Genomic DNA, 13,143 nt, shown 5'->3' with positions numbered 1-13,143 from the left:
AATATTCATTTCTTAGATAGGATGCTAGTCGCGTTAGATCCTTCTTTTACAAGTAGCTGTGGATGGATACGGCTTCTTAATGATGACGTACTCTCATGCCTGTATTACTAGTCGCATCGCTTTCTGGTGCTGGTTGTCCCCAATGACGAATCAGTGCAATGAGCCAAAAGGTAAGCTCCAGCAGGAACAGTACACTTAGTAGCCATCCTCCACCCGTCAACATCCACCGATGAAGTACGAATGATAGCGAGCCTTCTTGCAAGAACGGCAATGTATACCATGTTAGTACATAGAAAATACCAAGTGTGAACAGTCGTGTCCATTGTGCGGTATGATAGCGTCCAATGCCTGTTCGCCAGCCTGTATTACGAATGCGATTCGTCGCCTGAAGCGCTTCGCGTCCTTCGATAACTAATAATAGCGCCAGAATAATCCACCATGCATCCATAATATGTGTAGCACTCCACGCATGGGTTGCACTTGCGGTGACCGCAGCAATTGCAGGCGCACCGTAGACCATAACATAGGTTGTATTCCAGCGCCCATAGGACTGCTTCGTCCGCGAGCGCTTAGCCCGTTGTCGCCATAGCTGCCATGCCCCGATAACGTACATCACCATACCCGCAGCGATCAGAATACGACTAACCCACAGTCCATCGGCAAGATCGAACACCTCATGGATCATCCATGCGATGGAATGGGTCGCTGTTGCGGGTAGCCATACGCTTCCGTCCCATCGTCCCCGATACGATCCACCAGCAAGCTGACGCCAGCCACTCAGTACCGACCATAAATAGAACAACCACAGTACTACATTGAGCACGGCCATAATATGAACCGTTTCGTTGATCCAGCCAGCTCCAAACGCATAATACACATTAATCAACAGCACCGATGTTCCAGTTGCCCAGCTTCCAATCGCCAGACGGCGCATTGGATCAGCCAGATGATCACGATAAAATGTAGACCGACGGATCGACGTCAAATAACTCGCCAGCAAGTACAGCCAGATCAATATCGTTCCAAGCACAAGCAGTCTGGACGACAGACTGTTCACGCTCTGACCCGACATATACGGCCATATGCCTGATACAAAAATGCTCAGTGCCATCACCATGCTACCCGCAGCCGTTGGCGCAGCAGGCCAATTTTTGCCAAAGGTAATCAAGCCGATGATCAGACAGCAGAGCAATAAAATAATAAACATGATTCCTTCTCCTTTAATCATGCATCCGGCAGGCGGATATTGATTATACTGTAGTTGCTAATTTCTCACGAATCATCCTGCAACTACGCCTGTTCGTCCGGTCAGCATTGTACATTCACCATAAGGCGAGCTGTTCTGCTGTTGCCTGCTTTATATTCCATTCATGATAAGTAATTTCCTGCTTTTGGGCATAAATAGCAAAACTCAACAGGCATAGATATACCTGCGTTATTGCAAGTATACCATTGCTGGCTGTTGAGTTTAAGCAAATCATGAGTTTAAGCGTGATAAATTTCACTGTATAGGTGCTGTAGCTCGATTATGATTTGCCACTAAGCTATAAAATCATCTTATTTGATGGAATATTACGCTATGATTGGGAGTAGTTTTCGTTTTTGCTGCTCTTCTTAGCCGTTCCTCCATCCTTATTCCGCGCTGTCCTTTGTCACCAGCTTGAGTGGAGCCGGCATAGAGGATTCTACCGATTTGCCCTGTAATACATCGCGAGCAGCGTCTACTGCCATCTGACCGATAAGCTCTGGTTGCTGAGCGACAGTAGCGGTTAGCTTGCCTTGCTTGATCGAATTGATAGCGTCCTCGTTACCGTCGAAGCCGACAACCGGGATATCCTTGCCTGCACTCTCGATCGCTTCGATGGCGCCGAGTGCCATTTCGTCATTATGAGCGAATACGCCTTTTACGTCAGGATTAGCCTGCAATAGATTTTCCATGACGGTTAAGCCTTTGGTACGATCAAAATCGGCTGCCTGACTGGCAATTACATCAAGCTCTTTGTCAGCGACCTCGTGGAAGCCTTTACCACGTTCACGGGTTGCCGATGCGCCAGGTACGCCTTGTAGCTCAATGACTTTGGCGCCTTTGCCAAGCTGTTTGACGAGGTATTCAGCTGCCATACGTCCGCCTTTGGCATTGTCGGAAGCGACAAGCGTTTTGACTTCGCCTTTATCAGCGGAGCGATCCAGTGTGATGACTGGAATGTCCAGATTGTTTGCTGATTGAACGGCAGCAGAGATCGCTGCGGAATCAGTTGGGTTGATCAGCAGTGCATCGACACCCTGTTGCAGCAGATCGTCGACATCGTTGCTTTGCTTGGCAGAGTCATTTTGTGCATCAACGACGATCACTTTAATACCGAGCTTCTGCGCTTCAGCAGCTACGCCATCTTTTAATGAGACGAAAAATGGATTGTTGAGCGTTGAGATCGATAATCCGATGGTCATTTCTCCGGTTGTGGCTGCTTTTTTCGGCTTCGCCCATTCCGGTGGCTGCATGGAGCAGCCTGCAAGTAATAGGATCGTCAGCGCGAACGCGAGTAGCATGTTAATCTTTTTCATCGGGTTCCCTTCTTTCTTTGAGCCGTTTGTTCGGATGGATTGAATTACGGTGTAGACCATTCGGTTAGGATGCCATTTTCATCTAACGGTCTAACTCATATCTATCGTTGGTCTACAGTACGAATAGAAGCTTCACGCTAGAAATAAATTATTCACATTAAGCCGAGCGCTTGCGGTCGATCAGTACAGCGATTACGATCACGACACCTTTAACGACCATCTGGTAAAAGGACGAGACGCCGAGCAGATTCAAGCCGTTGTTCAGTGTAGCAATGATCAGTGCACCGATGAGTGTACCTACGATACGTCCACGTCCACCGGATAAGCTCGTACCTCCAAGTACAACGGCTGCGATCGCATCCAGCTCATAGGACGTTCCCGCAGTTGGCTGAGCAGAGTTCAGACGAGATGTTAGAATCGCCCCTGACAATGCAGCCAGCATACCTGCAAGCGAATAGATCATAATTTTTACGCGCGTTACTTTAATACCGGATACAATTGAAGCTTTCTCATTACCACCGATCGCATATGTTTTACGTCCAAATGCAGTTTTATGCAAAATCACCCACAGAATCGCAAAGGCGATCATCATCGTAATCGCTGGAACGGGAATACCGAGGAAGTATCCACGTCCGAACAGCTGAAATGCCATACTATCGCCAAGTCCAGTAATTGGATTACCACCCGTATAGACAAGCGTTAAGCCACGGAAGACCGTCATCGTTGCCAGTGTAGCGATAAAGGGTGCCATTTTCCCCTTCGTAATCATCAGACCGTTAATCATCCCCATCACGCCACCAGCGAGACAGCCAATAATGATAGCCAGCACGGGATCCATACCTGACAGCATCAGATTAGCTACGAATGCACTGGATAATGCGAGAATCGAGCCTACCGACAGATCAATTCCGCCTGTCAAAATAACAAAGGTCATACCGAATGCGATCAATGCATTAATCGCTACCTGACGAAGCAGATTCAAAATATTAAGCGGTTCCAAAAATGCGGGATTCAGAATCGATACGATAATGACAAGAATAATAAATCCGAGCAGCGGGCCAAGCTTTTGTGTCACCTCGGAAATGTTGCGCCCGGCGGATTTGGGTTGGGTTGCAGTTTGCATATTATTGTCCTCCTGTAGCTAAAGTCATAATCTGTTCCTGTGTCGCCTGCTCACGTGGAAGCTCGCCACTGAGCTTGCCCTCATGCACAACGATAATCCGATCGCTCATCCCCAGAATCTCTGGCAGCTCGGACGATACCATAATGATCGCTACGCCGCGATCCGTCAGCTCATTCATCAACTGATAAATTTCCCGCTTGGCGCCTACATCCACGCCGCGTGTTGGTTCGTCTAAGATAAGCAGGCTCGGCCCGATACCGATCCATTTGGCGATCACGACCTTCTGTTGATTACCACCGGATAGACTGCGAGCAGGCGTCTCTGCCGATTGTGTTTTCACCTGTAAACGCTTGATAAGTGTGTCCACAAATTCCTGCTCTTTTTTGCTAGAAATAAAGCCTTTTGAAGTAAAGCTGAACAGGTTAGGTAGCGCCATATTATCGCGAATAGAGAAGTCGAGAATTAATCCTTCATCCTTCCGATCCTCCGTAATGAAGCCAATCCCATGACGAACTGCATCATCTGGACGACGAATACGCACCGGCTTACCATGAATGCGAATCTCACCCTGATCAAGCGATTCCAGACCGAACAATGCACGCATAATCTCGGTACGCCCTGCTCCCATCAGACCGGAAAAGCCGACAATCTCGCCTGCTCTAACGGTAAAGCTCACATCGCTGAATTGTCCCTGCTTGGTAGCGCCTTTTACCTCCAGCACGACGTCACCGGTCTTGGATGCACGGGACGGATACCGCTCGGTCAGCTCGCGACCTACCATTTTACGGACGACTTCATCAAAGCTAGTCGCTGAAATGTCCTTCGTATCGACGGTACGTCCATCGCGCATCACGGTAATGCGATCACAAAGAGCGAATATTTCCTCCATCCGGTGCGAGATGTATACAATCGATACGCCTTCCTTTTTCAACGCACGAATGACATCAAACAGCTTCTGAATTTCGCGCTCCGTCAGCGCTGCGGTTGGCTCATCCATAATGATGACCTTCGCATTCGTCATCAATGCTTTGGCAATCTCGATCATCTGCTGCTGGCCGACCGAGCATAGCCCGGCTTCCTGCTGTAAGGGTAAATGGACAGCAAGACGTGCAAACTGTTCTTTTGCTAACGCTTTCATCTTGCGGCTATTCAACCAGCCTACCGATGATGTAACTTCCTTCCCGATAAATAGATTTTCCAGCACGGTCATTTCAGGCCATATATTCAGCTCCTGATGGATAAAAGCAATTCCGGCTTCTTCCGCCTGCTTCGGACTGGTAAAATACGTTTCCTTGCCATCGATCACAATCGTTCCTTCATCGCGCTGATGCAGCCCAACGAGAATATTCATCATCGTGGATTTGCCTGCTCCATTCTCACCCATCAGCGCATGCACTTCACCCGCTCGTAATTCAAAATCAACACCGCTAAGCACCTGATTCGTGCCAAATGCTTTGTGGATGTTATTCATTTGAATGTGCATTGCTATCCCTCCTCATGTATTAATCCGTTGTTACCAGATTATGATTCACCAAAATAAACACCTGCTTGTAAAATACAGTTCGCATACGGCTTCGCTTCACCTGTACGAATCACAACTTTTGCGCCGCCTGTTAGCTGCTTGAATTGCTCGTGACTGCATTGCTGCTGTTCAGCCTCTGCGAAACGTTGGCTCATATATTGAAACGCTGCTGGATTCTGCTCCACCATCTCCGAAGCGATCACTACCTTTTCCACTTCCATATCCGCAGCGATCGCATCAACGACCTGTTCAAAGCTTGGAACGCCAAAGGTCAGTGCTAGATCGATCTTCGGAATGCCATCTGGCACGGGCAGACCGATATCGCCAATGACGATATAATCGGTGTGCCCGAGGTCTGCCAGCACCTTGCTAATATGACTGTTCAGTACCCCATGCTTTTTCATGATAATGCTGCCTCCACTTCTGCACGTGTCGGCATACCACCCTGTGCGCCGAACTTTGTTACTGAGAGTGATGCCGCACGATTGGCAAAACGAATACTATCCGCAAGCGACTGTCCTTCAGCCAGCGCCACCGCCAGTGCTGCATTGAATGTATCGCCTGCTCCGGTCGTATCGACTGCCTCTACCTTGAACGTTGGAACGACAGCTTCTTCTTCGCCGTTATAATAACGCACCCCATTGCTGCCTTCTGTAACTAGCAGACGATTTGGGTAGTTACGCAATGCCTCCTGCAAGCTCATATCTTCAAAGATCACGGATGCCTCATGCTCATTAGGTGTAATGTATGCAGCATGCTTGAGTACATCAGCATCAATGGCACGCGCTGGAGCTGGATTGAGCAGTAACGGTACATTGGCTTCTACACAAATCTGGCTCACCACCGCAACCGTTTCGGCTGGAATCTCCTGTTGAATGAGCACAATATCCGAGCTACGAATCGCTTCCGCTGCCTGCTGCACATAGTCTGGTGTCACTTCATTGTTGGCTGCCGGCACCACGATAATGCTATTATCGCCTTCTGCCAACGTGATATGAGCCGTTCCGCTCTCCATATCTGTAACCGGTTTCACATATTCCACAGAAACGCGATTCTCTTTAAAATTGTTCAAAATCGTTTCGCCCAGATGATCATCGCCCACGCGGCCGATCATGACGACCTCTGCTCCGAGTCTTGCTGCGGCTACAGCTTGATTAGCACCTTTACCGCCAGGGACGGTTTTAAAGCTTTCACCCATTACGGTTTCTCCGGCACCTGGACGACGGGAGGAAGTCACGACCAGATCCATCGAGCAGCTTCCAACTACACAGACTTTAGCTTGTTTTGAATTTGTCATTCTATCTGGCTCCTTATTGTATAGTGTTGATCGATTATGAAGAGATGCTTATTTATATTCAGCGCTCGTCTACATGTGTCAGCGTATATCGTGTAGCAGACGAGCGTCCTATTTACCGTTTCTTATGTGTCGTATCGCGTTCGACAAATGCAACCGGCATCTGGATGGTACGATTGACGACAGGTGTGCCCTCAACGAGTGCGATTAATAGTTCAGCGGCGGCGCGTCCCATATCATAGGCTGGCTGCCGAATAGTGGATAATGCAGGTGATAGTAAGCTGCTGAGTGGAATATCATCAAAGCCGATCACCTGTACATCATCAGGTACTTTTTTACCGAGACGAATGGCTTCATGCAAGACAGCAGTCGCTACAATGTCATTACTTGCGATCACGCCATCCGTTTCTGGATGCTGATCGAATAGCTGACGTGCCCATTTCTCTGCATCCGCAAAGGCAAATGATTCCGTACGTACAACATGGTAATCGATAGCTTGATCCTCTAAAAGCTCAGCCGCTCCGCGAAAACGATCCTGCGCTGTACGAATATGCTGTGGGCCTTGCAGGATCGTAATGCGTTTACTTCCACGCTCCATCAGTGCTTGCGCTGCAAGACGTCCACCTTCTCGTCCATCCGCATACACAGACGGGCGATCACTGGCGATCCGATCCAAAAACACAACCGGTAAGTCCAGACTCGTATAGGCAGAGCTATCTGGATCATTAGTCGAGCTGATCAAGCCGACTACATTGTTCTGGATAAAGGTCTGGATATAATCCTTCTCCTTTTCCTTACTCTCATCACTATTACCAAAAATAAGCCGAAATCCACTTTCCTGCATCCGGTCTTCTACACCGCGTGCCAATTGTGGAAAATAAGGATTCGTAATATCAGGCAGCAGTAATCCGATCAAGCGCGATTTGCGCTTATACAGGGAACGTGCTACCTCATTAGGCGTATAATTCAATTCTTTTACCGCATCTTCTACCTTGCGGCGTGTATCCTCATGTACATACCCTGTTGCATTAATTACACGCGATACGGTCGCAACCGATACGCCAGCATACTTTGCTACATCTTTTATCGTTGTCAATGATTGTTCACCTCAATGTGTAACCGGTTACAGCCATACAGTAACATATCAATTTTATTTTGGCAATACTTTTTTGCGAGTAAAATAATGGATTCAAAAGGAGACTGGATACAGTATATTGATCCGATAATGCGTTAACAATGGCTACGATAGGCTCCCTTGTACCTCGTAGTAATAATCCGATTAATCTATTTAATCTATCCAAATAAGCCACAAGCAACGATTCCACCATTGCTTGCGGCTTATTCAGTTGGATGCTCTGTAGAAAGCAATAACCGTATCAAGTAAGTCTAGTAAGGCTTATGCAGCTATTTAAAACCATATTTTTTGCCCGTATTTGCCCATATTAGTATCAAGATTAAACGTCTAGGTTACACCTGTCCAACCCAGCCAGCTTCCGCAATCTGGAACCAGTGCTGACGGATGCGATCAAATTCTTCTTTTGATAACACGCCATCCTCCAAGAGCGCTGCATTCTCAGCCCAGCGTGTTGGACGTGTTGTACCCACGATCATCGTATCTATACCGGGAATGCTCAATGTAAAGCGCAAGGCTTGCTTGATGCTCGTCTGCACATCCTGCTCCTCCAAAAATGGATAGTTCAGATCCCGTAAGCGGTTCCAATAGACAAACTCATAATCCTCTGGCTTCACTTCTTCCTTCGTCCATGCAGCATTTGCCAGCGGTCGCTTCGCTACTATGCCCATGCCACGCTCGCGCGCTTTAGGTATCGTTAGCGAGATCGCTTCCTGATCAGCAATATTCACTGACGTTTCCAGACTGTCGAACACACCCGTTTCAATCGCGTACAGCGCATCTGTGCTATCACCGCTATAACCAATGTAACGTGTCTTTCCCTGCTGCTTCGCACGCTGCAATACTTCAATCACATCTCCGCGACGAAGCACCTCTTCTGAACAGCTGTGAAGATGAATCACGTCCACATGATCGGTCTGTAAACGGCGTAAACTGCGATCGATACTTTGCTCCAGCATTGTTTTATCCCAGTCTGGCGCTTCAAAGCCAGCCGCATGACCGCATTTGGTAAACAGATAATAATCGTCGCGCCGATCTGCCAGTGCATTACCGATCAGCTCCTCACTGTCACCATAGCATTCTGCGGTATCAATAACATTCAAGCCTGCATCCAGTGCACTATGTAGCAGCTGGTTTACTTCCTCCTGCGAGACGCCTCTACCAATCTCCGAACCGCCAAAGCCAAGTATGCTTACCTTCATGTCGGTATTGCCGTATTTGCGCTGTTCCATATATGCCTCCGTGGATAGATGAATTTGAGTCTGCATGGAGACTCAGAGCTATCGCGCTGTATATGTATTACCCTTTTTACAGACATTTGCGGCACCTCTCTCTAGATATATAAGCTACTTTTCTATTTTACGTGCTAGCAGCATATCCATAAATGCATCTAACACGCGCATCGGGATGACATCGTTTGCTAAAATGATCGAAAAGCTGCGTTCCTGCTGCACACCCTGTACCACCACCTCAGCCAGTTCACCATAGGCAAGCTCTCTACGCACAACCCAGCGAGACAGAATCGAGATGCCCAGTCCAGCGATCACTGCTTCTTTTACACCCTGACTGCTGTTAAATATATACATTCTCAGCGGCATACAACCGGTATCCGCAAAAAAGCGATCGCTAAAGGCGCGCGTACCGGAACCCGGCTCGCGTAAGCTCCAGACCTGATTGCCCAATTCTTCTACTCGCACCGTACCCAGTGCGGCAAGCGGATGATCTGGCGCCGTGACGAGAATCATTTCATCCTTCATGTAAGGCAGAATACGTAACTGTTCATCATGCACCTCGCCTTCCACCAGACCGATATCCAGCTCCTTGCTGCGAATCAGCTGTACGATACGCTCTGTGTTACCAATCGTTAACTCCAGATCAACCTGAGGATAATTAGCGGCAAACCTCGCCAGCGTATGCGGTAAAATATACTCGCCAATCGTAAAGCTTGCTCCAATATGCAACGAACCACTCACCATATCATGCAAACGCAAAATGTCCTGCCGGGCTGCTTCATGCAGCATCAACATTTCCTTCGCTCGCTTATACAGCAGTTCTCCCGCATCGGTCAGCTTTACACGCTTTGGAGAGCGCTGCATCAATACCGTACCGAATTCTTCTTCCAGCTTACGAATATGCAAGCTTACTCCAGGCTGTGAAAGATGAAGCAGCTCTGCTGCTCGCGAAAAGTTACGTTGCTCTGCCACCGTTACAAATACACGCAATGGATCAACCACATCTATGCCTCCTTTATTAACTTCCGATTAGACCATCCAATAATAAGTATTACTTATTATAAGCATAGTATACTCGTATTTCACATTTTAATGTTTAACTCTTATAGTAACAGTATTCAAGTGAATAGCTATCGAAATTAAGTCAATCACCTTAAAGCTGGAGAAGAGTTTTAGTTGTATTGATGAGGATATCATCCTCACGACTGAGCGTACCTTGTGCTTGATTGGTGTAATAAAGATTAGCTTCAATCATTTATATTTATAATTATTGATTATTTCGTTCTACTCACTATTTTATGATGCAGGAAATCACGATTAGCAAGCATCTATTCATTCATTTTAACTACCCAGCACTGATTCATTTTAACTACTGCGCACTAATTCATTTTAACTGCCAAATTCAGCTCTGACATCTATACCTACTCAACTTGAGCAACGATATTTTTCATTCCAAAGAAACGATACTTCATTCTAAATATTCAATATCAACATTCATCCAAAGGAGCCAGCCTTTATGAAATCACTACCTCTCCCCTTATCCCATACACAAAAGCCGATCCGCTGGCATGTCGCTCAGGGCTTACTATTAACGCTACTTATCGCGCTTGCTGCTAGATGGCTATCCGAGCTATCCTGGCTCGCTGTCGTCGGACAGCTTGTGATTGCGATGCTGCTCGGCATGTTATGTCGTACATTTGTCGGTGTAAAGGAGCAGTGGCAAGCAGGCATCTCCTTTTCTAGCAAACGACTGCTGCGATTGGGTATTATTTTGCTCGGCATGCGATTGAACTTAGGCGATATGCTACGTATGGGGCCTTCTCTACTCGTTATTGCGATCATCAATGTGGCGTTCACCTTGATCATTGTGTACACACTTGCCAGATGGTTGAAGACATCTGAAACGCTCAGCCTATTAACTGCATGTGGTACAGCGATTTGTGGCGCCGCAGCCGTTGCCGCTATTGCTCCTCAGCTCAAGGCAAAGGAGGAAGAAATTGCACTCAGTGCAGCTATTGTAGCCTTGCTCGGCACTTTATTCACCATTGGTTATACTCTGCTGTATCCCTTACTTGGTCTGGCACCGGGCAGCTATGGTATTTTTGCAGGTGCGACCTTACATGAAGTCGCTCATGTCGTTGCCGCAGCAGCTCCTGGTGGTCAAGCAGCCGTCGATCTCGCAGTTATGGTCAAGCTAAGCCGAGTGGCTATGCTCGTTCCCGTCGCAATCATCATCGGGTTATGGAGCCAGCGTACACAGCGACAACGTGCAGGCGCTCATCTCCATCCTCAGCCCAACTGGCGTAGCCTGCCTATTCCGTGGTTCATCGGTGGCTTCCTGCTTATGAGCGCTATTCATACGACAGGAATCGTACCGACCGCTATTGCCAATGATCTCGTCTGGCTTGCCTATCTGTTCATTGCGATGGCGATGGCAGGGCTCGGTTTAAATGTACAATGGGCACATTTCCGCCGTCTAGGTGCACGTCCGCTTGTTGCCAGCCTGATCGGTTCACTGCTGCTGGCAGGATTGGGTTATACTCTCGTGTGCTGGTTGGGCATCGGTGCATCCTAATCATTCTGATGTAGCAGACAAGTGTTCTTTTCCATAGAGCGGATTGTATTTTTCCAACCGGATTTAGCACGTATCTGTCACATCAATCTCCTAAAACAAGATCAATTCTAGTGGTTAAAAGTCTTATACGCTTTGAAGCTTCGAAGCGTATAAGCACCGCTATCAATCTGTAAAACGAACATTCTACAACACAACGCAAAAAGACGAGTTCCTTATAGAACCCGTCTTTTTGCTTATCTATTGTTCATATTCATTCAAGTAGTCAGTACGAACTCTATCCGTTACGCTGATCAGCCGCTCCAGCACGGTTACGCTCCATACTGATCACATATCCACCAACCGCACCGATCACAGCTGGCAATACCCAGCCCATGCCGATATTATACATTGGAATATATCCGCTCATAAATGTGTCCAGCCAGCTCAGATGAAGCGGCGTTTCACGCAGACCATCTGGAATGCTAACGAGAAATACGAGTAGCATGCTGCCTTGATACACCAGACGATTGCCTTTAAACAGATGATGACAGAATGTCAAAATCATCAGCACAATTGCAAGTGGATAAATAATTTTCAATACAGGAACCGAAATCTGAATCAGCTCATTCAGACCGATATTGGCAATTACAGCACTGAAAATACACATGCCGACAACGAGCTTTTTGTACGCCAGACGCGGCAGCAGCTTGTGGAAATAGCTCGCACAGGACGTGATCAGACCGATACTGGTTGTCAGACAGGCGATCGTAATCATCAGACCGAGGAATATACCGCCAGATGTACCAAAGTAGTAGCTCGACATACGCGCCAGAATTTGACCGCCATTTTCCAAATAACCAAATGCCGTTACACTGGATGCGCTAATGTACGAGAGCGATACATACAATACAGACAGGATAATCGCTGCAATACATGCTGCCTTGATCGATACCGTAATAACCTGCTTGCGACTTGTAGCACCACGCGAGCGAATCGCCTGGATAACAATAATCCCGAAGACAAAGGATGCCAGTGCATCCATCGTCAGATAGCCTTCTTGAAAGCCCTTGAACAGCGCATTGCTTGCATACTTCGCTGTTGGCGGCTGTAGCGCACCGATTGGATACAGCAGACCTGCAATAATCAGAATACTAATAAAGGTCAGCTTGATCGGTGTTAAAACCTTACCGACTAGATCGACAATACGTGCTGGATTAAGTGAGAAGAAGCATGTGATCCCGAAGAAAATAATCGAGAACACGATCGATACCCACAGATGAGAGCCACCATCGAGAAATGGCTTAACTCCAATTTCAAACGATACATTACCTGTTCTCGGAATGGCAAACAGCGGCCCAATTGCCAGATATAGCACCGTAGTGAATACAACGCCGAAAACCGGATGCACCCGGTTCGATAAGGATTGTAGATCTTCTTTGCCCGATACACCAAGCGCGATAACGCCAAGTGTTGGCAGGCCGACACCGGTAATCAGAAAGCCGATATTAGCAGCCCAGAAGTTCGTGCCTGATGATTGTCCAAGCAGTGTTGGGAAGATCAGATTCCCTGCCCCAAAAAAGAGCGCAAATAGCATTAATCCAATAACGATAATGAATGAAAAAGGTACTTTTTTCTCCAAAAAACAAACCTCCGATGAATCCTGCTTCTGCATGATTGATAATAAAATGATCCTTTACCGCGAAGACGCAGCAACGTGCCAGGCT

Annotated in this window: 11 protein-coding genes; 1 reads left to right on the top strand and 10 read right to left on the bottom strand. The window is 47.4% G+C overall.

Annotation, left to right across the window (positions count from 1 at the left end; all coding sequences use genetic code 11):
• Positions 1-76: 76 nt before the first annotated feature.
• From SK066_RS10965 to SK066_RS10925, 9 genes are all read right to left on the bottom strand, one after another.
• Positions 77-1,207, bottom strand: coding sequence for a hypothetical protein (locus SK066_RS10965; protein ID WP_320544677.1), 1,131 nt, complete (start codon positions 1,205-1,207; stop codon positions 77-79).
• A 425-nt stretch (positions 1,208-1,632) separates the two neighbouring features.
• Positions 1,633-2,562 carry a ribose ABC transporter substrate-binding protein RbsB gene (gene rbsB / locus SK066_RS10960; protein ID WP_188777615.1) on the bottom strand — a complete coding sequence of 310 codons (930 nt, stop codon included), beginning with the start codon at positions 2,560-2,562 and terminating at the stop codon, positions 1,633-1,635.
• A 157-nt stretch (positions 2,563-2,719) separates the two neighbouring features.
• Positions 2,720-3,685, bottom strand: a complete 966-nt coding sequence (rbsC, locus tag SK066_RS10955) for a ribose ABC transporter permease RbsC (RefSeq protein WP_188777617.1) — start codon at positions 3,683-3,685, stop codon at positions 2,720-2,722.
• Position 3,686: 1 nt separating this feature from the next.
• The gene (locus tag SK066_RS10950; RefSeq protein WP_320544676.1) at positions 3,687-5,168 is read right to left on the bottom strand and encodes a sugar ABC transporter ATP-binding protein; all 1,482 of its coding nucleotides are present in this window, start codon (positions 5,166-5,168) and stop codon (positions 3,687-3,689) included.
• A 38-nt stretch (positions 5,169-5,206) separates the two neighbouring features.
• On the bottom strand, positions 5,207-5,611 hold the full coding sequence (rbsD, locus tag SK066_RS10945; RefSeq protein ID WP_320544675.1) for a D-ribose pyranase: 405 nt from the start codon (positions 5,609-5,611) through the stop codon (positions 5,207-5,209).
• Complete coding sequence (gene rbsK, locus SK066_RS10940) at positions 5,608-6,504, bottom strand: ribokinase (protein WP_320544674.1); 897 nt, start codon at positions 6,502-6,504, stop codon at positions 5,608-5,610. The genes rbsD and rbsK overlap by 4 nt, the downstream gene beginning before the upstream one ends.
• A gap of 112 nt (positions 6,505-6,616) precedes the next feature.
• Positions 6,617-7,597, bottom strand: coding sequence for a LacI family DNA-binding transcriptional regulator (locus SK066_RS10935; RefSeq protein ID WP_320544673.1), 981 nt, complete (start codon positions 7,595-7,597; stop codon positions 6,617-6,619).
• A gap of 371 nt (positions 7,598-7,968) precedes the next feature.
• Positions 7,969-8,865, bottom strand: a complete 897-nt coding sequence (locus SK066_RS10930; RefSeq protein WP_320544672.1) for an aldo/keto reductase — start codon at positions 8,863-8,865, stop codon at positions 7,969-7,971.
• A gap of 114 nt (positions 8,866-8,979) precedes the next feature.
• Complete coding sequence (locus tag SK066_RS10925) at positions 8,980-9,867, bottom strand: LysR family transcriptional regulator (RefSeq protein WP_320544671.1); 888 nt, start codon at positions 9,865-9,867, stop codon at positions 8,980-8,982.
• A gap of 514 nt (positions 9,868-10,381) precedes the next feature.
• Between SK066_RS10925 and SK066_RS10920 the strand changes: the two genes are divergently transcribed.
• Positions 10,382-11,440: a YeiH family protein gene (locus SK066_RS10920; protein ID WP_320544670.1), complete on the top strand. Its 1,059-nt coding sequence runs from the start codon at positions 10,382-10,384 to the stop codon at positions 11,438-11,440.
• 274 nt (positions 11,441-11,714) lie between these two features.
• Here the strand turns inward: SK066_RS10920 and brnQ are convergent, their stop codons facing one another.
• A complete protein-coding gene (brnQ, locus tag SK066_RS10915) occupies positions 11,715-13,058 on the bottom strand; it encodes a branched-chain amino acid transport system II carrier protein (protein WP_320544669.1) in 1,344 nt (447 codons plus the stop codon).
• Between the last annotated feature and the right edge of the window lie 85 nt (positions 13,059-13,143).

Source organism: Paenibacillus hunanensis (genome assembly GCF_034055775.1).
GTDB classification, from domain to species: domain Bacteria; phylum Bacillota; class Bacilli; order Paenibacillales; family Paenibacillaceae; genus Saccharibacillus; species Saccharibacillus hunanensis.
This window is presented reverse-complemented; position numbering and strand designations above follow the sequence as displayed.